Source organism: Sulfurospirillum oryzae (assembly GCF_025770725.1).
In the GTDB taxonomy this organism is placed as follows: Bacteria; Campylobacterota; Campylobacteria; order Campylobacterales; family Sulfurospirillaceae; genus Sulfurospirillum; species Sulfurospirillum oryzae.
Window position 1 is genome coordinate 593,217 of record NZ_JANZKZ010000002.1, and the last position, 21,480, is coordinate 614,696.

Here is a 21,480-nt window from a genome sequence, read left to right on the forward strand (position 1 = left end):
ATATTCCTATTTGGTAAATCCACACGCCTTGACATCCTTGTCATCTTCTTTCACAATCGCTTGCGCGGCGATCACTGTTTGACCATTAAACGTTACAGCTGGGTTTCCGTGTAACTTCCAACCGTTATTTAAAAACTCCGTAATCCTCGCACAAAAAGTCGAATCATCGGGTCCTGTAATAAGTTTGTATTGCATTTTGACTCCTTAAAATCTTTACATGTAAACGTATTTTAATCTGTTTCGCTTAAAATATTGACAATAAGCTTTACTATTAGCTCTTTTTGGTTTGGCTCACTTGCTGCCACGAGAAGAGCAAGTGAGACTAGCGCATTATCGTTTATTTTTGACTCACCATTTGCCTTGTAAGCAATGCCATTTTTATGTAAAAAAAGAATAAACAAAAACGAACCAATGCGTTTATTACCATCTGAAAAAGCATGATCTTTGATGACATAATAGAGCAAATTTGCCGCTTTTTCTTCGATGCTTGGAAGCAGATCGACCCCACCAAACGTTTGATAAATATTGAGCAGTGCGCCTTTAAATTCCCCTGCTTTTTCATTGCCAAAAAGTTCTGTCGCATCGCCTTTTACCATTAGGTCTTTTTTAAGCTCAAAAATAGCATTTTTGGCTTCATCATAGTCTAAAATAAACCGCTGATTTAGCGTGCCTTGAAGTGCATGAAGAGCATCTGAGTCATAACCTTGAAGCAATGCCCATGTTTTGGCGTAGTTGTTGATGATGTCAAGCAAGCCTTTGGCTTCATTGCTACTCAGTTCTTTGCTTTCGATGCTCTTGCGCACCAACTCCATCGTGGCGGTCAGTTCATTTAAACTTTGAGTATTGATGCGTTGGTGGTTGAGGGCATAGCCTTTGATAAGGTAGTCTTTGAGAATTCTACTTGCCCAGATACGAAACTGCGTACCACGCTTAGACTTTACACGATACCCAACAGAGATAATGACATCAAGGTTGTAATGTGCTACATCATAAGTTTTACCATCATTGGCAGTTATCCGGAAATTCCGGATAACTGAATTTTGTTCTAATTCACCTTCTTTAAACACATTCCCAATATGCTCATTGATTGTTTTTACATTTTTGTCAAAAAGCTCCGCCATCTGTTTTTGACTCAGCCAAACCGTCTCATTCTCTAAACTGACTTCTAAGCTAACTTGACCCTTGTCATCGGTATAAAGAATGACGTTTTGATGCTCCATTTTAGTCTTTCCCTTTTACATGTAAAGATTTTCAGTTATTTTAACTTTATTTGCACTGCCATTTAAAAAATATGACAAAATGAAATATTAAATTTCTTCATAACTTTTCACCCTATTTCGCCCTTCAGCTTTGGCTTGATAGAGGCATTTGTCGCCTAAGACGACGAGTGTGTTGAAGTCATCAATCGCATCATTATTTTGGATGAGTCCAAGGCTTATTGTGACACGAATCTCTTTGCCATTGTACGAAATGATGGTATCTGCGACTTTTTGGCGTATGCGTTCGGCTATGATGTGTGCTTCTTCTAAATTTGTTTGAGGCAACAAAATGCCAAATTCCTCGCCTCCAAGTCTTCCGATGATGTCGTATTCTCTTGTTTGCTCCAATAATGTTTGAGAAACGCTTTGAATCACCAAGTCACCACATTCATGCCCATACGTATCGTTTACTTTTTTAAAATGGTCGATGTCAAGCATCACAAAAGAGCTTCCTTTATCCACACTCCATTTACGGCGAGACATTTCATACCACGTGCGGCGATTGAGAAGGTTTGAGAGTCCATCAAGTGACATCAAAATGTGATTTTGTAAAGCGTTTTTGTACGCCTCTTTGCCATTTTTACGGTTGAGCCAAATGACCGAGTACACATAACCCACCAAAGGAATGGCAAGAGAGAAAAAAATGACCATCTCCTCAGCACTTTGGTTGGTATATGCCATCACGGCACCCATAAAAGCAACTTGATACCCTTCCATAATGAAAAAGATTTTGTTGGTGATGAGCGGTGTTTGCATCATCGTAGCAACCAGATAAAAGAACCACGAATAAATCACAAAATGAACAGGATTGCCAAAAAGTAGGTAGGTCAATGTTACGGCACTAAACCCCATTGTTCCAAACGTCGTAATGGCTAAAACATTGTGGTGTTTAAAGAAAGGATGAATAGAGGCTAAAACCACCATTATGGCAAAAAAGACAGCCGTTGCGCGTCCCGCTAAAATAAAATAGAAACTATCACTTCCACGATGCAGTTGATAATCAAACGGTATATAGACAATGGACAAGAAAAGACCAACACAACTGAAATAGAAAAAATTTTTAGAGATACGTTTCCAAAAATAGACCTCAAACGAGTCAAAATGAACAAGGCGGTTGGGAAGAACCATAACAAGCTCCTTACAAAGATCATCCTCGAAATTAAGTATAGCAAAACTCATGTGAGGAGAAAATTTTTCAAATTTCTAGATGTAGATCAAGGTTTTTCATTTTTAATTAGGATAAAATGACTCTCATATAAAACAATTGAAAGGATAACCATGATTTTTACCGCAAAAATAGACAAAACAGCCCTCAAAGGCACACCCGTAAAACTGGAAGGAACCTTCCAAGAAGTAGGAAACTATGCGCCTATTGTCAAAGTTGTCACACCCGACTTACAAGAAAAAACCATCGGTGGAGAGAGTAACAAGGCACAACTCATCATCGCGGTACCGTCCTTAGACACACCTGTGTGTGACGCAGAAGCGAGACGTTTTAACCAAGAAGTTGCCAAACATGAGAACATTGACACGACGATTATTTCGATGGACTTACCGTTTGCGAGCGCAAAATTTTGCAATGTTGCAGGTATTGAAAATCTAACCGTTGGTAGTGACTTTAGACACAAAGCATTTGCCCGTGCTTATGGCATGCTCATTGCTGATGGTGCACTTGAAGGCTTGTGTGCTAGAGCGCTTTTTGTGATTAGCAAAGATGGTAAGATCGTTTACAAACAGGTGGTTCCTGAAATCACAGAGGAACCCAATTATGACGAAGCGCTAAATGCCGCTATCGATGCAGCCAACAGGGGGGCTAGTTGTTGTGGTTTTTGTCAGTAGTTTAACCCCACCAGAGCCTCCAAAAACGACGGCTCTTCAAAACCTTCAAGCACAACCACACCGCATTTTCTTTTTTGCGGGTGTGGTCAATGGCTTGCTCTTTGTTGCTCTTTTGGGTCTGCATTATGCTGCTCTTTTGAGTTTACATGTAAGCGTTGGGCTATACCATGCTTACGCGATGACGTTTATCGTCTTTACGCAATTCTTTGCAGGTTTTTTGCTAACAACATTTCCACGCTATCTTTCACGTCCATCGGCAAAGCAAAGCGAGTATATGCCTGTTGCATGGCTGATCAACGGTGGTAGTGTGTTCTTTGTGGTATGCTCTTTTATTTCAGAAATGACACTTATCGCGCCTATGTTGGTTATTTTGGCGGGCTATGTGAAACTCTGCTTACTTTTGCTTGATTTTCAAACGAAAAGTACGGTAACAAATAAAACAGATACCACATGGATGCTCAGAGCTTTTGCTCTAGGAACGGTTGGTCAAGTGCTTTTTATAGCGAATCTTTTTATTCCAACCTATGCCCTAGCACTTGGAATAAGTTTTTATCTCTATTTGTTCTTTATTGTTCTTATCGTTTCACAAAAAATGATGCCTTTTTTTGCGGCTAACAGCATCATCGGCTATACAATGAATAAAAGCAAGCACTTTTTGCTTTTGGTTTTTGTAGCACTCATCCTTAAGGTCATTTTAGAGGCTTTAAATATGAACGCTTTTGTAGCAGATAGTGCGCTTTTTGGCATCATTACTTATGAGCTTCTCAAATGGCGTCTTCCATTTCGAAAATCACCTGCTATTTTATGGGTGCTGTTTCTTTCTATCTGGTGGGTTCCAGTAGGGTTTGGACTTTTTGTTGTGCAAGATTTTTCAGCACTGGTTGGTCATTCTATTTATTTGGAAAAGTCGCCACTACACGCCTTAGCGCTGGGCTATTTTACAACCGTGTTGATTGGTTTTGGAACAAGGGTGATCCTCGGACATTCAGGTCGTACACCTAAAGCAGATGCTTATGCTGTGACACTTTTTGGACTCATCCAAGCAATGACACTCATTCGTATCATTGCGGGTATTTTCCCACAAATTGGCTATTTGCATGCTATATTTACTGTGGCAATACTGTGGATTGTTATCTTTGGATTATGGTCAAAGCGGTATATTCATATTTTATTTGAGAAGTAATGCGTCGTGAGCCGTATAAGCGGCTCACCTCTTTACATGTAAGCTTAGGATATGACTTCAAATCCCGCATCATCAATCGCTTTTTCAAACACACTCACATCAATGGGCGCATCGTATTCGATAACCGTTTTACCGCTAGCAAGGTCAACATTAACACTTTTAACCCCTGCAATTCCCTCTAAAACACCTTTGACGCTTTTAACGCACCCCATACAACTCATACCTTTAACTACCAATGTGATTGTTGCCATTGCGTATCCTTTTACTATGATTTTACTTTTTCATTTTCCAACGTCTTAAAAGCAGTGAATTACTCACTACCGAGACAGAACTCATCGCCATTGCACCACCTGCGACAATGGGGTTTAACATACCCATAAACGCCAGTGGAATCGCTAAAATATTATACACAAAAGCCAAAAAGAGGTTCTGCTTAATTTTTGACATCGTAGCGCGAGAAAGAGCGATGGCATTAACCACATAAAGTGGATCGTTTGCGATTAAAATCAGATCAGCACTCTCCACAGCAATATCCGAGCCATTGGACATCGCAATCGCTACATCTGCCACCGCAAGTGCGGGTGCATCGTTGATACCATCTCCCACCATACAGACAAATTTGCCTTCACTCTTTAATTTGGTAATTGCCTCCGCTTTGCCATCAGGTAAGACTTCTGCAAAAAAATGCTTTATACCTAACTCATCGGCTACTTTTTGGGCACAACGTTGATTGTCACCTGTCAGCATAAAGACTTCAATGCCATCATTTTGAAGCTTCTCAATGGCTACTTTGGCACTTTCACGAATCGTATCTGCAAGTGCGATATAACCGATAACGTACTCTTTGGTAGCAAGAGCGACAATGCTATTTCCTGCCTCTATAAATGTTTGTGCCTCATGTGAAAGTTTGAGTGAGGTAAACTGTGTTATAAATGCGGGTGAGCCTGCAAAGTAAAGCACGCCATCAATTTCCCCTGAAACGCCCAATCCTGAATAGTTTTGAAATGCTTGAACACTCGTTGATGCGCTTTGCTGTGCTGAAGCGATGATCGCTTTAGCTAGCGGGTGTTTTGAGCCCTCTTCCAAGCTTGCGGCAAGAACTAAAAATTGCTCTTTGCTTAAATCATTTTTTTCGATTAAAACATCAACCACTTGCGGATTTGCGTAAGTCAACGTTCCCGTTTTATCAAACACAACGGCATTAATTTTTCCTACATTTTCAAGCACTTCAGCATTTTTAATCAAAATACCTTCACTAGCCCCTCGCCCAACACCAACCATAATCGCCGTAGGCGTAGCAAGTCCAAGAGCGCATGGGCATGCGATAACAAGGACTGAAACGGCATTAATGATTGCCTCTTCAAAATTACCTCCAATCATCCACCATGCGCCAAAAGTGATAAGAGCGATGCTCACAACGATGGGCACAAAAATGCCCGAAATCGTATCAGCAAGGCGTTGGATGGGCGCTTTAGAGCCTTGCGCCTCTTCGATGAGACGTACGATGGAAGCTAAAAAGGTGCCTGAGCCTACTTTCGTGGCTTGGCATTTGAGCATACCATCACCATTTTTGGTCGCCCCAACGATATGATCGCCCACGGATTTAAGCACAGGCAAACTCTCACCTGTCATCATCGACTCGTCAACCATACTGTTGCCTTCCACAACAATGCCATCGGTGGGAATACTCTCACCTGCTTTGACCACAAAAATATCGTTTACATGTAAAAATTCTATGCTGATCTCTTCGAGGATGCCATTTCGCTCAACAAACGCTTTTTTCGGTTGTAAATGAAGCAGTTTTGCAATAGCAAAACCCGTCTTTGCTTTGGCTCTCACTTCTAACAGTTTTCCTAAAAGTACCAAAGTGATCACCGAAACAGAGGCTTCAAAGTAAAGATGCAATGGCAAATTAAGAAGCAGAACACAAAGGCTTAAAAAGTATGCGGCACTCGTACCTAAAACGACCAATACATCCATATTGGCACTACCACTTTTTAGGCTTTTATATGCTCCTATGTAAAATTTTCGTCCGCAGTAAAACTGTACAATAGTGGCTAAAACAAGCTGCAATACAGGCGATAGATGAAGATGTACTCCACCTAACATGGCTACCATTTCAACTAAAAATGGTGAGGTTAAAAGTGCCGAAAGGATAAATTCTCTCAAAAGTTTACGGTACTCTTGCTCTTTTTCTAAACTTTTTTGGTTTTGATCAACCTTCGCCGATTCGGTTGCCCCAAAACCTGTTTTTTCGATGGTTTGTATAATTTCAGAAAGGTTGATTTGTGGGTTAGAAGAGTCGATAAAAGCTTTTTCAGACGCCAAATTGACATTGGCTTTGACACCTTCCAGCTTGCCAAGTACACGCTCTATGCGCGCGGAACATGCCGCACATGTCATGCCCTTAATATCGAGCTCAAAATGTTTTTCGGACATTTTTTATCTCCTTTATTTTGTGACATTTTAACGCTTCATTACTTGCTCCAAGATGAAACAAAAAATGTAGCTTTATCTTTACATGTAAAGGGATTATTCGCTCGCTTTATCTTCCAAAAGCTCTATGGGTTCAATATCGGTATTAAAATCTTGGTATTCGAGTTTGGCATCTTTAAGATTTTTAGTTGCCTTGGCACCTAAACGCTTTAAATTCTCCACACGACCCAGTATATTACCCGATCCCTCGGTAAGCTGTTTTTGAGCGTTTTCATAGCTGTTATTCAGTGTTTGAAGCTGAGTGCCTACTTTTTTGAAGCTTTCTGAAAAACCGACCATTTTGTCGTACATTTTGCCCGCTTCATCAAAGAGCTTCGTGGCAAGCGTACTCGACTGCTCACTTTGCCAGTAAAGATAAATCGTACGCAATGAAACAGTCAATGTTGAAGGGTTCACAATGGCAATATGCTTGCGAAGCGCGTACTCATAAAGTTTGGGATCTTCATTGATTGCAACTGAGAATGCCCCTTCAATAGGCACAAACATAAAGACATACTGAAGTGTGCCTTGTTTGTAGTGCGCATAGTCTTTGCTATCAAGCGTGTCAATATGCTCACGAAAAGCTTGCATCAGTGCTTTAGAAGCAATGTTTTTTTCCTCATCGCTCTCGGCCCTAATGAATTCATCGTAACTGTTGAGTGAGACTTTTGAATCAATGATGATGGTGCGTTCTTGAGGGAGTTTGATGACGACATCGGGACGTTTGGTACGACCTTCTTCATCTTTATAACTCTCTTGCGTCTCGTAATGCACGCCCTTAATAAGCCCAGAATATTCCAAAACACTCTCCAAGATCATCTCGCCCCAACTACCTTGGCTTTGCTTTTTACCTTTGAGTGCTTTGGTAAGATTTTCAGCCTCTTTAGAGATGTTCATTCCCGCTCTTGCTACCAGTTCAATCTCTTTGGAGAGTTCAGCAAATTTTTTTGTACTGTTTTCTTGGGAATTTTCAATACTTTTTTTAAAACCATCCAAATTTTCTTTAAAGGGCTTAAGGAGTGTTTCAAGCGATTTTATCGAGGTGTCATCAAGCTTTTGAAGCTTCTTTTCCAAATGCTGTTCCATAATGGCATTCAGTTTCAGTTCAAGTTTTTTACCCTGCTCTTCTAGGTCAAACTTTAGTTTTTGATTGCCCTCTTTTTGCGCACCAAGTTCTGCTTGAAGTTTCGCACTTTGCATGTTAAGTGCCACGTTTTCAGCGCCCAATTGCTCATTTTTCGCTTTGAGTTCTACAAGTTCATTTGCTTTTTCTTTGAAGCTAGCTCTAATCCATAGCCCAAACACCAACATGGCAACAAAAAATGTGATAAAAACAGCTAACAACAGCATCTCTTGAGGCATAAAAACTCCTAATGTAGTCTTACATGTAAAAAATTAATCGATATAAATGGTGTCTAAAATCTGATTTTTGAAGCGAATATTTTCCAAGTTTTGTTTTAAAACACGGTTTTCTTCTTTAAGGATCGAGTACTCGCCATAAAGCTTATTAATATCTCGACTCATATAGTAGATCTGGTTTTTGATGTAGATTTTGGGCAAAATAACCAAAAAAGCAACAAACATCACCATATACACAAGCAATAAAAAACGAAAATCAAGATTTTTCTCGACTTTCTGCTCGGCATCATACTGTTCTAAGAGTTCGTTTTTATCGCCCATTACGCCCTCTTATCTCAAATACTCTTAACTTTGCACTGCGACTTCTTGGATTTCTTTTCACTTCAGCATTTGTTGCTTCAATCGGTTTTTTACTAATGAGTTTTCCTATGCTGTGATTATTGCCGCACATGCAACGCATCACGGAAGGCAAACAGATACAATTTTGACTCCACAGTTTAAACGTCTGCTTCACAATACGATCTTCCAACGAATGAAAAGAGATAATTCCTACAATACAGTGCTCAAATTGCGCGTTTTTAATGCTTTCCAAAAGCTCATTCAAGACGCCAAGCTCGTTATTGACTTCGATGCGAATGGCTTGAAAGAGAAGCGTTGAAGGATGAATACTCTTTTTGCCTCCCACTTTTTCAGCCAGTTTTGAAAGCTCTTTTGCACTTTCTATAGGTGCTTTTGTCCTCGCATCGCAAATAAGCTGTGCCAGTTTTTTATATTCATGGATCTCACCATACTCACGCAAAATAAACTCTAACTCCTCTTTGGAGTAATGATTGATAACCTTATAAGCACTGAGCTCTTGTTTTGGATTCATGCGCATATCAAGAACATCGGAGTCAAAGGCAAATCCACGCTCTTTTTTATCAAGTTGCAAAGAAGAGACACCAATATCGGCTAAAATACCACGAATAGGCAAATTGGAATACTTTGCAATCACTGAAGAAAAGTTGCCATGATGAAACGACACGCGATCACCAAAGCGTTCTAACCGTTTTTGACTAAAGACTAACGCCTCTTCATCTTGGTCACATCCAATGAGTTTAATATGTGGATTTTGCTCTAAAAGAGCTTCGCTATGCCCGCCATACCCAAGTGTACAATCAATAATAACCCCTTCGTCAATGCCAGAAAATGCCGCTTTGACCTCTTCTAAAAGTACGGGAATGTGGGGAACGTTCACAGGGTATCCTTAATTAAAATGGCTCTATTATACTCAACTCAGACTTACAATCGCCTCATAAGCGACATCCATCATTGTCTCAATTTCTTTACATGTAATCACATAAGGTGGCATAAAATAAACAACATTACCCAGTGGGCGAAGAATAACGCCTTTTTTGAGTGCATACGTAAATATTTTTAAATTGACACGAAAATCTATAGGATAAACATCCAATTCCACTGCGGCAATCATTCCCATTTGGCGCACTTTTTGCACGTTAGGAAGCGCTTTAAAACGCTCTAGCTTTGAAGCAATTAAGGCAATTTTTTCTTGATTTTTCTCCAGTATAGACTCGTTTTCAAAAATATCCAGTGTCGCATTAGCAGCACTACACGCTAAAGGATTTCCCGTATAGCTGTGCGAGTGTAAAAAGGCTTTAAATTCGGTGTAATCACAATAAAAAGCATCATAAACTTTTTGAGTCGTAAGCACAACGGAAAGTGGCAGATAACCTCCCGTTAGTCCTTTCGAAAGTGTCATAAAATCAGGACTAACACCTGCGTGTTCACACGCAAACATTTTACCCGTTCGTCCAAATCCAACTGCGATTTCATCGGCAATAAGATGCACATCATATTCATCACACAGTTTGCGAGCAAGTGTAATGTAATGAGGATGGTACATGTTCATTCCACCTGAGCATTGAACCAATGGCTCAATGATAAATGCTGAAATTTGAGCTGCTTTTTCTTTAAAAATTTGCGCTAAAGCATCCGCTGCTTTTATGGCACTCTCTTTTGTCTGATCTTTGGGTACAGGCGTTTGAATCGTTTGCAATAAAATATCTTCAAAAACTTCTTTATAAAGCTTAACATCACCCACCGCTAAAGCACCGATAGTTTCACCATGGTAACTGTTTTCTAAAGAGACAAAAAAAGGTCGTTTTTGCCCTCTGTTTTTATGGTATTGAAAGCTCATTTTTAAAGCGACTTCAATAGCACTTGAGCCATTATCGGCATAAAAACATTTTTCTAACCCTTGTGGCGCTAAATCACACAATCTTTTAGAGAGCTTTACAATCGGCTCATGCGTAAATCCAGCAAAAATAACATGTTCAAGCGTTTCTAATTGCTCTTTGATCTTTTGATTGATGTAAGGATTGCAATGTCCAAAAATATTGACCCACCACGAGCTAACACCATCGATATAACAGTTATCATCAAAGTCAACCAAATAAACTCCACGACCACTTTTAATGGGGATCAAAGGAAGCGTCTCGTGGTCTTTCATCTGCGTACATGGATGCCAAATATATTTCAAATCATCATCTATTAACTTTTTTGTGTCCATTGTTACATTTTGCCTTTTTTTGTTAGGAGTTTCACGCGATTTATGGTTATTTAATAACTATATAGATAGAATTATAGCAAAATACGAAGTTCTCAAAGGGCAAGAATGATTACGTGGATGCAACGTCACAAGAAATATTTGGTCATCACTATCTGGATTAGTACAATAGCATTCGTTGGTGCTGGTTTTGTAGGATGGGGTGCTTATGACATGAACAAAGATCGCGCCGCTTCTGTCGCGAAAGTAGGTCATCGAACTATTTCCGTCCAAGAGTTTCAATCTGCTTATGCAACCCATTACAATTTTTACAACAACCTTCTTGGTGGTAAACTTACTCAAGAACAAGCTGAACAAATGGGACTTAACAAAATTGTTATGAATACTCTTGTTAATCAAGCACTTCTTTTGAATTATGCTGATGAAATTGGACTTCTTGCTACAAAAGAAGACGTTAAAGAGCGCCTTAAAAATACTCCAAATTTTCAAACAGATGGCGTCTTTAATAAAGATCTCTACTACACTATTTTAAAAGCAAATCGTATCAATCCAAACGACTATGAACATGGTCTTGAAAAAGAGATCCTAAATGCAAAACTTGAAAGCTTTTTCAAATTAGCTCCTTCGCCTAAAGAAATTGACCTTTTTGCTTCTGCTTTTTTTATGGAAGACCGTCTTGCCATTAGTGCTATAACGCTTGACGCTAACGAGGTCACTGTCAATGAAGAAGCAATTAAAGCCTATTGGGAAAAGAATAAATCGAATTATCTTACAAAGAAAAGCTATACGCTAGAACTTCTATCGCTACCTCAATCATCAAGCAAATTTGATGATAAGACATTAGAAGAGTTTTTTGCTCAAGAAAAACATAACTATAAATTTGAAGATGGCAAATTAATGAGTTTTGATGAGGCAAAAGCAAAACTTGCTATTGACCTCAGACTTAAAAATGATAAGAAAAGTGCGTTAGAAGCTTTCCTTGCTTTCAAAAAAGGCGAGATTCCAGCAACCGAAACCAAAGTTATCTTTGATGACGATACAATCTACCCTCTTGATAAAATCCAAATTGCCGCTAAAGATGAAGTCTTAAAACCACTTGTTATCAAAGACAACTACGTCATTATCAAAGTCAAAGAGATCAAACTTCCAGAACCTATGTCGTATGAAGTGGCAAAAAAAGATGCTTCACGTGATCTTTTAGATGAGCTTAAAAGTGCCACTCTTGAAAAGAAAGCTCAGGCAAAACTTGAGAATTTGACAGCAGGTAACGATATCGGTTTTGTTAGTAGAGATTCTGTAAAATCTATTGCAGGTCTTAGCGAAGCAAAAAGCGCTGAGTTTTTAAGTCACGTTTTTGATAACACAGCCAAAAAAGGTTATAAAGTTATTGACGGTAAAGCCATAGTCTACGAGGTTTTGGAACAAAAGTTGCTTAATAAAGAGAAAGCTAAGCAGTATGTTAGCATGATTAGTGAAAATGTTTTACAAGTGAAACAAGCTGAATTAAACCAAAATCTTATTAAAAAGCTCGCTGCTGTATACAAAGTCGAGCAATACTACAAAGGAAAATAGTTGAGCACTACGATTTTAGGTATCGACATTGGTTCAACCAAGATTTGCGCTATTATCGCTCAAAAAAACGATGATGGTGACATCAAAATCTTAGGCGCAGGTATTGCAAAGTCTCAAGGTCTTAAAAAAGGTATTATCACCAACATTGACCTTGCTTCAAAGTCGATTCGCAATGCACTTAATGATGCAAAAAGAGTCGCAGGTACACAGTACGAGAGAGTCATTGTTTCCATTTCTGGAGCATACACGAAAAGCGTTGATAGCAGCGGTATTGTCAATATTCCTAACCGTGACATTGGTATCAAAGAGATCAATCGTGCGATGCAAATGGCTGATCATAACGCCAACATCCCGAATGAGTATGAAAAACTCCATGTACTTCCTTACAATTTTAAAGTAGATGACCAAGAGTTTATTGAAGATCCTCTTGGAATGAACGGCGCACGCCTTGAAGTGCAAGTGCATATCATTACAGCCCAAAAATCATCTCTTAGCAATCTTAGAAAAGCCGTTAAATCAGCAGGCGTAGAAATTGATAATATCGTACTTGGTGGTTATGCTTCAGCTATTGCTGTTTTAAATCATGATGAGAGAGAATTAGGCGTTGCTGTCATCGATATGGGTGGCGCTACATGTAACGTGATGATTCATGCTGGCAACTCCATGCGCTTCAATGATTATTTAGGTGTGGGATCACTCAATATAACAAACGATCTCTCAACGGCTCTTCATACACCATTAGGTGCAGCCGAAGAAATTAAAATTAATTATGGCTCTCTCAAAAGCAACTCAAGCGAACTGATTGAGCTTCCTGTCATTGGCGATGACGGTTCAACCCATGAAGTATCACTCAATATTGTTTCTAACGTTATTTATGTTAGGGTTGAAGAGACGCTAATGATCTTAGCAAAAACACTTGAAGACAGTAGTTTTAAAGAACAAATAGGTGCAGGTGTCGTTTTAACAGGTGGAATGACAAAACTGGATGGTATTAGAGAATTAGCGTCAGCTATTTTTGATAATGTACCCATCAGAATTGCCAAACCAAGAGAAATGGACGGACTCTTCGAAACACTGAGAGATCCAAGCTATTCAACAGCAATTGGTCTTGTTTTATATGGCGGAGGTTACTTCACGCCTTATGAAATCGATTCTAACAAAAAATTACGTTACAAAGATGAAACCATTGAACCAACACGTCATCATCATCAAGAAACATTTGAAGAGAGTGACGATGTTGAAGAAAATGAAATTGGAACACTTCCTGCTTCTGATAGCAGTAATGCAAAAGAGAAACTTAAAGATCTCGCAAATATCCAGGAAGAACATAGTGAGGGTTTTGGCTCAAAGCTATGGAATAGACTGACACAATTATTTTAAAGAGGGGTACGAGGAATGAACGGATTTAGCATAGAAGAATCAAAATGTGTTTATGGAGCTAAAATCAAAGTTATCGGTGTTGGCGGTGGCGGTGGTAACATGATTAACCACATGGTACGAGAAGGTATCTGTGGTATCGATCTCATCGCAGCAAACACAGACGCTCAGGCCCTTGAAAACTGTTTGGCAAAGACCAAAATCCAACTGGGCAAAAAAGGACTGGGAGCCGGTATGCGCCCAGACATTGGTAAAGAATCAGCACTTGAGAGTTACGAAGAGATTAAAAGTTCTTTAGAAAAAGCGGACATTGTTTTTATCGCGTCTGGTTTTGGTGGAGGCACGGGAACAGGAGCAGCACCTGTTGTGGCACAAGCCGCTAAAGAAGTTGGCGCTTTAACCGTTGCTGTTGTAACACGTCCTTTTATGTTTGAAGGTAAAAAAAGAGCTAAACTTGCAGAGATGGGAATTAATGAGCTTCGCAAAGAGAGTGATTCAATTGTTATCATTCCTAACGATAAGCTTCTCTCCATCGTTGATGCTAAATTTGGCATCAAAGACAGCTTTAAAATCGTTGATGACGTTTTAAGCAGAGCTGTTAGTGGTATGAGTTTGGTTGTTCTTTCATCTGGACAAAGTGATATTAACGTTGACTTTGCTGACGTACAAACCGTTATGAGTCATAGAGGTATGGCACTTATGGGTATTGGCGAAAGTACAGGCGAAGATGCAGCAATTGAAGCGATCAAAAGTGCTATTGAATCACCGCTTCTTGATAATATGTCTATCAATGGTGCGCTTGGCGTCTTGGTTCACTTCCAAATCCCACCAAGTTATCCTATTACTGAAATCAGCAACGCTATGGGACTTATTCTTGACTGCGCTGATGAAGATGCTGATGTTATCTTTGGTACAACAACCAGTGAAGAGATGGCAGAAAATTCTGTACGTGTCACCATCGTTGCAACAGGATTTGAAAATAAAATCGAAGCTTCTAAAGAGCTCAAAATGCTTAATAGCAATCAAGAATCAATTAAAAAAGAGCGTATTTTACGTATGAAAAAAGTAAGTGGTGGCTATGAGGGACAAGATGACTATCTTGACATCCCAACTTATATTAGACACCAAATGGATTAATAAACACCTCTACACTCCCTCTTCTATGCAGAGGAGGAAGCTTCTGGCTTCTTCCTCTATTTTTGACTTAACCAACTTCGTCTTACAAATAATCCAAATTGGGCTACCATTAAAGCTTTCATAACCCATTCACTCTGCTTATGCATTGTAGCAAATGCCTCTGTTGTTGTTTCAATAGCTCCAAGTTGTTGCGCATGCACAATAAATGGCGTATAATAAAACAAAAACAGCCCTGTTGTTATGACAATAACGAAAGACAATAAAAAAGATAAAAAATCATAGTTTTTACGCATCATCCAGACTTGTACTTCATAAATAATACTGTAAAGTGCCACAAAACCGATGACAATATTCATCTTTAAAAAGACTTGTGTCATTAAGATACCACTTTGAAAATGCGTTAAAACACCCTCGCCTAGATATTTATGTGGGAAAAAAATGACAGGAGCAATAAATGCGCCTGCCGCAATTTCAACACCCATAGCAATGCCTAACATCGCCAAATAAATCACCATTATACTTTTCATCTCTTCTCCTTAATCCAAAATCCACGATCTAGCCCCGCTAGATCTTTGTAAAACGCTATGTTTAAGCCTTTTTGCTTTACATGTAAAGCAATACTCTCACGCTGATCATATCCCATTTCACACGCTAATGCCTTAACGTCTTTTTGCACAAAAAGGTCGATAATATGACAAAGCATCTCATCACCCTTGCTCCCACCATAAAGCGCTAAAGAGGGCTCATAAGAGAGTCCGATTCCTAGAGGTTCCGCATCTGCAATATAAGGAGGGTTGGAAACGATCATATCAATCTCTCCACTCACGCCATCTAAATAACTTCCTTCAATAAAGCTAATACGTTCACTAACGCCGTGTTTCTTAGCGTTATGCCTACTTACATGTAAAGCCTCACTCGAAATATCTACCGCTGTAAATCTAGCCTTAGGCAGTAAAAGAGCCAGCATAATAGAGATAATGCCACTGCCACAACCGATTTCAACAATATGCGCATTGGGCGAGAGTTCTTTAGCCAATTCCACTGCCTTATCGACAAGTATTTCAGTTTCAGGACGAGGAATAAGTACGCGCGCATCGACATCAAACTCTTTACCATAAAAACTTGCTCGCCCTAAAATATATTCAAGTGGCTCATGTCCAGCACGACGTTCTAAAAACTTTGTAAACCTCTCATCCACACATATCTCATCATCGTTATGCATCACTATCCAACTCATCTCTTTACCCAAAACTTCACCCAAAAGAATCATCGCCTCTTTTTGAGGAATATCCGTAACTTCGCGCAATTGCTCTGCACCTTTAGATAAAAGCTCTTTAATGCGCAAGAGCTTCTCCTTCATCAAAGTGCATTCCCAATTTTTTAAGTCTTTCAGTAAGCGGTGGATGCGTAAAGTAAAGTGCAATGCTCAAAGGATGAGAAAGCGGAAAACTTTTATTCTCATCTGCTAGTTTCACCAGCGCTGAACACAATGCTTCTTGGCTCTCGCAAGCACTTCCATATTCATCCGCTCTATACTCATTGTAACGACTCAAAAGTCCAAAAAGTGGCATTAAAGCAAACGAAACAAGAGGCGAAAGCAGTAAAAATAGCACCATGACACTTCCTGCAGATTTCTTTACATGTAAAGATTCAAAAAGCTCTATCGGAAGGTTTCCAAAGAGTGCGAACATGAGAAAAAGCATCAAAGCACTTGAAGCAATGTTTTTGAGAATATCTTTATGCTTAAAGTGACCCAATTCATGCCCTAGAACAGCTAAAAGCTCATGCTTTTCCAGTTTTGCAATTAAGGTATCAAACAATACAACACGTTTAGAACGCCCCAAACCTCCAAAGTATGCATTGAGCCTATTGTCACGTTTACTAGCATCCAAGCTAAAAACGCCACTACTTTTTAACCCTGCTTTTTGCAACAACGCCTCAATAGAACTTTTAAGGTTTTCATCTTCAAGAGGCGTAAGCTTATTGAATAGTGGAACGATAATAATCGGATAGATCATATTGATAAATAAAATAACCACAAAGGAAAATAAAAACCCATAAAACCACCAATATTCATACGCCATAATAATTGTGCTCATGACCCAAAAAAATGCACCGCCAAAGAGTACAAACATTAAAGCTGATTTGATCTGATCTAAAACAAATGTTTTGACATCAATCGTTGAAAAACCAAATTTTTTATCAAGTCCAAATGTTTGATAAAGATCAAAAGGAAGTGTGAGCAGATAATTCACCGAAATAAAGCTCATAACAAACACAATAGAACGAAGGACTTCATTTTCAATACGTAATGTCGAATCAAGCGTTGCAAACCCAAAGGTTATCCAACCGAAAAAGAGAACAAAATCAAATAAAGAAGTCACTAAAGAGAGCCTTTGTGAAGCTATCTTATAAGCAGCAGCCTTGAGATAATTTGAAGGTGAGAGAATAACTGCCTTAAACTCGCGTGCTTTACGCACGAAACCTAGTTCCATAAGTGCCGCATACATTTTGATTAAGAGATAGATGATATAAAAAAGTGTTATAAGTTCCAACATAAAGTGCGATTCCTTTGTCAAATTGAAAGACGTTATCATACCAGTTTTTCATCAATATTGTCTAAATCAATTTCATACAACGCGTTTGTATCAGGGGAATGTTATAATTCCAAAAAGTAATAAAATGGTCATATATTACTCTAAATATATGACCATTTTATTACGATTGAAATTCTTTAACAAAGGAAGAAAATGACAATTTCAAAACAACTGATGACTATGCTAGCTATCGCAATTATAGGTATCTTTTTAATCTTCGGCATAGCAATAACAAAGATGGATATAGTCTATGAAAAAGCAAATTATGGTAACGATAATTCTCTGCCAAGTGTTTTAATTCTCAATCAAGCCATCCAAGAAGCCTTTAGAGTGAGACTTTACATGTGGCAACATCTTGCTCAAACAGATGTGGCACAAATGGAAAAAATTGAAGAAACGATTGCAAAGACAAAAGCTAATATTAATGAAAATTTTAAAAAATATGAACCTATGATTTCTGATGACACAGACAAAGCATTGCTAGCAAAGGATCGTGAAGTTGCAGCTGCTTATTATGCCTTTTTAGACAAAGCAATCAAACTCTCAAAAGCCAATCAAAAAGATGCATCACGAGATTTTATACTTAATAATACAGCTATTGGATTAGAATTTACAAACGTCTTTGTCGAACACATGAACTATAATGAAAAACTCGCGCACGAAGGTGCTCAAATTGGTTTAGACACTAAAAAAAGCGCAAATATATTGATGATCTTTTTATCATTGGGTGTCATTATTGGTGTTATCTTTATTAGCGTACTTATCCGCAACAACATCATGCAAGGTGTACATCTTGTACGTGATAGCATTGGCAATTTTGTTCGCACTAAAGAGCTTAATTTCCGTATTAACTATGAAAAACAAAATGAAATCAAAGAGATGGTGGATAGTTTCAATTCACTGGTTACTACATTAGAAAGCACCATTGTCGATGCTAAAGCTTCTTCAAGTGAGAATGCTTCCGTTTCGCATGAACTTAGTACTACCAGCATGCAAATAGGACGCAATGCAGAACAAAGTTCTGCTATCGTCGAAAGTACTATCCATGAAATCAACACTATCAAAACCTTTGTTCAAGAAACAGCAACACTCTCAGAAAGTATGAAACAAAGCATCTCTACAGCTGGTAATCGCCTTGATAATGCTAAAGATGAGATTATTACGCTACGCAATGAAGTTGAATCGGCTAGTCAAGCTGAAACGGCTCTTGCCCAAAAACTTGAGCAGATGAGCCATGATGCAGAACAAGTCAAACAAATCTTAACGGTTATCTCCGACATTGCTGACCAAACGAACCTTCTAGCTCTTAATGCAGCCATTGAAGCGGCACGTGCAGGTGAACACGGACGAGGTTTTGCGGTTGTTGCTGATGAAGTACGAAAACTGGCTGAGAGAACTCAAACTTCATTAACAGAAATCAACGCAACCATCAATGTCATTGTCCAATCCATTATTGACTCGTCAGAGCAGATGGGAAGAAATGCTAAAAACATCCAAAGGCTTTCTGATGTTTCAAGTGGTGTGGAAACAACCATCCTAGGAACAACACAGGTCATGCAAGAGAGCGTTGCAGCAGTGACAACCAGTGCTCAAAACTCACGAAAAATTTCACAAGATACTGACAAAATCGTTGATATGGTTACCAACATCAATACTCTAACAAGCCAAAATGCAAGAAGTGTTGAAGAGATCGCAGCAGCAGCAGATCATCTCTCACGTTTAGCTGAAAATCTTAACAACAAGCTCAATCAGTTCCGCTCATAATCTACTTCTTTACTGGGTAAAGCGTTCAGGCTTTACCCAACTACTACGCATTTTCATCTTAATGGTATAATACGCGCAAAATAATGGAGACTTCTTTTATAAGCCTTGAAAAGATAAAGAGTTTGTTCAGAGTGCGTTAATTTTTAAAACTAAAAATTGAGCCATAGCCAAAGCTACGGTGATATTTTTAGTTTTGAAAAGTGATGTGCTATGGGCAATACTCTTTTTTCAATGGCTTAGGAAAGAGGTCTAATAAAATAAGGTACTTAATTTGGCACTTTTAGATTTAATTGGCATCAACAAAGCTTATGAAACTCAAAAAATTTTAACTGACGTTGATTTTTCACTCCACGAAGGTGAACGCGTTGCAATCATTGGCAAGAATGGTGGTGGAAAATCAACCCTTATGAAGATTGTCTTTGGCATTTTGGAAGCTGATGAAGGCAGACGAATCGTTCAAAAAAATATTAAAGTAGGCATGTTAGACCAAACCCCTCGTTTTAAAGAGGGAATGAATGTTAAAGAAGCGATCGAAGAAGAGTTGAAAGAACTCAAAATGGCGAGACTTCGTTATGAGGAGGTCATCAAAACATTAGAGCATGATTATCATAATGAAGTACTACTTGCAGAGCAAAGTCAACTGGTTACCTTTTTGGACTTACATGATGCGTGGAGTTTGGATGAAAAGATCGAGCAGGTCTTGCAAGAATTTGATCTTAAACAATTCGAGCAAAGTGATGTCAACCTTTTAAGTGGTGGTGAGCAACGCCGTGTCACACTTGCAGGGCTTATTCTTCAAAAGCCTGATATTTTGCTTCTAGATGAGCCAACCAACCATTTAGATGTCTATATGGTTGAATTTTTAGAGCAGATGATTTTAAAGTCTAGGTTCACCCTCCTCTTCATTTCGCATGATCGCTATTTTATCGACCATTTAGCAACGCGTACCATTGAAATCGATGATGGAAAAGTGAGGAGCTTTGAAGGCGGTTATGAAAATTATCTTACATGTAAAGAGCAACTCATCCTTTCTTTGCAAAAGCAACATGAGAATCTACTCAAATACCTCAAAGGTGAAGAGGAGTGGCTAAGACGTGGTGTAAAAGCAAGACTCAAACGCAATGAAGGGCGTAAACAAAGAGTATTTGAACTGCGAGAGTCTGCTAAAAAGAATCCTTCTTTGGTACGAAAACTAAAGCTTGAATTGGAGAGAGAAAAGCATAATTTCAATGGTGAGAAAATCATCAATAAACAAAAGATGCTCTTTGAAATCTATAATATTCATAAAAAACTGGGCGATAAACTCCTCATTAAAGACTTTAGTACACGTATTTTACAAAAAGATCGCATTGCTATTGTAGGTAAAAATGGTGCGGGAAAATCGACTTTACTGAAAATTTTACTGGGTGATTTGAGCGTTGATAGTGGTACTTTTAACCGAGGAGAGTTTAAGATTGGTTATTTTGATCAACAACGTATGATGCTAGATGACAACAAAAACCTAATAGAAACTTTTTGTCCCAATGGTGGAGACCGTGTCGATGTCAAAGGCAAAAATTTACACGTTTTTGGCTACCTCAAAGACTTTCTCTTTCCCAAAGAAGATCTGAACAAAAAGATTGGTATTCTCAGTGGTGGTGAAAAAAATCGTGTGGCTTTAGCCCTGCTCTTTTCACAAGAAGTAGATTGTCTCATCCTTGACGAGCCAACCAATGATCTTGATATTCCAACCATCAATATATTAGAAGAGTACATCCAAAGTTTCGGCGGTGCTGTTATTTTTGTTAGCCATGACCGTTACTTTGTCGATAAAATTGCAAGTAAACTCTATGTCTTTAAAGGCGAAGGGATTATTGAAGAGAGCTATCAAAGTTACAGTGAATACCTAGAGATTGAAAAAGAGATCAAAGAGCTCGATGCCATGGAGACAAGTCAAGAAGCTCCTTGGATTAGTAAAGACGAAAATAAAACACAAAAAGCAAAAGAGAGTGTTCCAACCAAACTGAGCTACAAAGAACAACGCCTACTTGAAACGCTACCACTGCAAATTCAAGCGCTTGAAGATGAGATTGCTACTACGAAAAAATGCCTTGAAAATCCTGAGTGTTACCAAAAAATTGGGCTTAGTAAGCTTAGTCAAACGTTAGAAGAAAAAGAGGCACTCTTAGAGCCAATGATTGAAGAGTTATTAGAAATAGAAGAAAAAGCAGAACTTTGTAAAAAGTAAAAGCACCGATGGTGCGTGGGCACTCTGCCGAAGAGAACCTAGTGTTAACGTAGTCTTAAAAGCTTTGCTTTAAAGGTGTGTTTAGAGTTTTGTAAGAACTCTAATGATAGTAGAGTCAAAGAGGC

19 protein-coding genes are annotated in these 21,480 nt (G+C 38.8%); 7 read left to right on the forward strand and 12 right to left on the reverse strand.

What is annotated here, in order from left to right; all coding sequences use genetic code 11:
* Positions 1-6 precede the first annotated feature (6 nt).
* The 3 genes from N0B29_RS07470 to N0B29_RS07480 form a co-directional block, all read right to left on the reverse strand.
* A complete protein-coding gene (locus N0B29_RS07470) occupies positions 7-195 on the reverse strand; it encodes a DUF1737 domain-containing protein (protein ID WP_263833075.1) in 189 nt (62 codons plus the stop codon).
* A gap of 35 nt (positions 196-230) precedes the next feature.
* A complete protein-coding gene (gene rhuM / locus N0B29_RS07475) occupies positions 231-1,220 on the reverse strand; it encodes a RhuM family protein (protein ID WP_263833076.1) in 990 nt (329 codons plus the stop codon).
* Positions 1,221-1,307: 87 nt separating this feature from the next.
* The gene (locus N0B29_RS07480) at positions 1,308-2,387 is read right to left on the reverse strand and encodes a diguanylate cyclase (protein WP_263833077.1); all 1,080 of its coding nucleotides are present in this window, start codon (positions 2,385-2,387) and stop codon (positions 1,308-1,310) included.
* Positions 2,388-2,555: 168 nt separating this feature from the next.
* On the opposite strand from N0B29_RS07480, the gene tpx reads away from it, so the two are divergent.
* Both tpx and N0B29_RS07490 read left to right on the forward strand, forming a co-directional pair.
* Complete coding sequence (tpx, locus tag N0B29_RS07485) at positions 2,556-3,098, forward strand: thiol peroxidase (protein WP_369075335.1); 543 nt, start codon at positions 2,556-2,558, stop codon at positions 3,096-3,098.
* Positions 3,043-4,281: an NnrS family protein gene (locus tag N0B29_RS07490; protein ID WP_263833079.1), complete on the forward strand. Its 1,239-nt coding sequence runs from the start codon at positions 3,043-3,045 to the stop codon at positions 4,279-4,281. The genes tpx and N0B29_RS07490 overlap by 56 nt, the downstream gene beginning before the upstream one ends.
* Before the next feature lie 44 nt (positions 4,282-4,325).
* Here the strand turns inward: N0B29_RS07490 and N0B29_RS07495 are convergent, their stop codons facing one another.
* From N0B29_RS07495 to N0B29_RS07520, 6 genes are all read right to left on the reverse strand, one after another.
* On the reverse strand, positions 4,326-4,532 hold the full coding sequence (locus N0B29_RS07495) for a heavy-metal-associated domain-containing protein (protein WP_263833080.1): 207 nt from the start codon (positions 4,530-4,532) through the stop codon (positions 4,326-4,328).
* 22 nt (positions 4,533-4,554) lie between these two features.
* The gene (locus N0B29_RS07500; RefSeq protein ID WP_263833081.1) at positions 4,555-6,720 is read right to left on the reverse strand and encodes a heavy metal translocating P-type ATPase; all 2,166 of its coding nucleotides are present in this window, start codon (positions 6,718-6,720) and stop codon (positions 4,555-4,557) included.
* A gap of 93 nt (positions 6,721-6,813) precedes the next feature.
* The gene (locus N0B29_RS07505) at positions 6,814-8,118 is read right to left on the reverse strand and encodes a DNA recombination protein RmuC (RefSeq protein ID WP_263833082.1); all 1,305 of its coding nucleotides are present in this window, start codon (positions 8,116-8,118) and stop codon (positions 6,814-6,816) included.
* A gap of 33 nt (positions 8,119-8,151) precedes the next feature.
* Positions 8,152-8,436, reverse strand: a complete 285-nt coding sequence (locus N0B29_RS07510) for a hypothetical protein (protein ID WP_263833083.1) — start codon at positions 8,434-8,436, stop codon at positions 8,152-8,154.
* Entirely contained in the window at positions 8,426-9,352 is a 927-nt protein-coding gene (gene rsmH, locus N0B29_RS07515) for a 16S rRNA (cytosine(1402)-N(4))-methyltransferase RsmH (protein WP_263833084.1), read from the reverse strand. The genes N0B29_RS07510 and rsmH overlap by 11 nt, the downstream gene beginning before the upstream one ends.
* Positions 9,353-9,385: 33 nt before the next feature.
* On the reverse strand, positions 9,386-10,684 hold the full coding sequence (locus tag N0B29_RS07520) for an adenosylmethionine--8-amino-7-oxononanoate transaminase (RefSeq protein ID WP_263833085.1): 1,299 nt from the start codon (positions 10,682-10,684) through the stop codon (positions 9,386-9,388).
* Positions 10,685-10,789: 105 nt separating this feature from the next.
* On the opposite strand from N0B29_RS07520, the gene N0B29_RS07525 reads away from it, so the two are divergent.
* From N0B29_RS07525 to ftsZ, 3 genes are read left to right on the forward strand one after another with little or no spacing between them, the layout of a single operon-like run.
* Entirely contained in the window at positions 10,790-12,253 is a 1,464-nt protein-coding gene (locus N0B29_RS07525; RefSeq protein ID WP_263833086.1) for a peptidylprolyl isomerase, read from the forward strand.
* Entirely contained in the window at positions 12,254-13,633 is a 1,380-nt protein-coding gene (gene ftsA, locus N0B29_RS07530; RefSeq protein WP_263833087.1) for a cell division protein FtsA, read from the forward strand. It abuts the gene before it with no gap.
* Between the two features lie 15 nt (positions 13,634-13,648).
* On the forward strand, positions 13,649-14,767 hold the full coding sequence (gene ftsZ, locus N0B29_RS07535) for a cell division protein FtsZ (protein WP_263833088.1): 1,119 nt from the start codon (positions 13,649-13,651) through the stop codon (positions 14,765-14,767).
* A gap of 56 nt (positions 14,768-14,823) precedes the next feature.
* Here the strand turns inward: ftsZ and N0B29_RS07540 are convergent, their stop codons facing one another.
* From N0B29_RS07540 to N0B29_RS07550, 3 genes are read right to left on the reverse strand one after another with little or no spacing between them, the layout of a single operon-like run.
* The gene (locus N0B29_RS07540) at positions 14,824-15,294 is read right to left on the reverse strand and encodes a DUF4149 domain-containing protein (RefSeq protein ID WP_263833089.1); all 471 of its coding nucleotides are present in this window, start codon (positions 15,292-15,294) and stop codon (positions 14,824-14,826) included.
* Complete coding sequence (gene prmC / locus N0B29_RS07545; RefSeq protein WP_263833090.1) at positions 15,291-16,112, reverse strand: peptide chain release factor N(5)-glutamine methyltransferase; 822 nt, start codon at positions 16,110-16,112, stop codon at positions 15,291-15,293. The genes N0B29_RS07540 and prmC overlap by 4 nt, the downstream gene beginning before the upstream one ends.
* Positions 16,102-17,325: a M48 family metallopeptidase gene (locus N0B29_RS07550; RefSeq protein ID WP_263833091.1), complete on the reverse strand. Its 1,224-nt coding sequence runs from the start codon at positions 17,323-17,325 to the stop codon at positions 16,102-16,104. Before N0B29_RS07550 ends, prmC begins: the two co-directional genes overlap by 11 nt.
* Before the next feature lie 192 nt (positions 17,326-17,517).
* Between N0B29_RS07550 and N0B29_RS07555 the strand changes: the two genes are divergently transcribed.
* Positions 17,518-19,128 (forward strand): methyl-accepting chemotaxis protein, encoded by a 1,611-nt coding sequence (locus N0B29_RS07555; protein WP_263833092.1) that lies wholly within the window; start codon positions 17,518-17,520, stop codon positions 19,126-19,128.
* Between the two features lie 271 nt (positions 19,129-19,399).
* Complete coding sequence (locus N0B29_RS07560; RefSeq protein WP_263833093.1) at positions 19,400-21,355, forward strand: ABC-F family ATP-binding cassette domain-containing protein; 1,956 nt, start codon at positions 19,400-19,402, stop codon at positions 21,353-21,355.
* Positions 21,356-21,480: the final 125 nt, after the last annotated feature.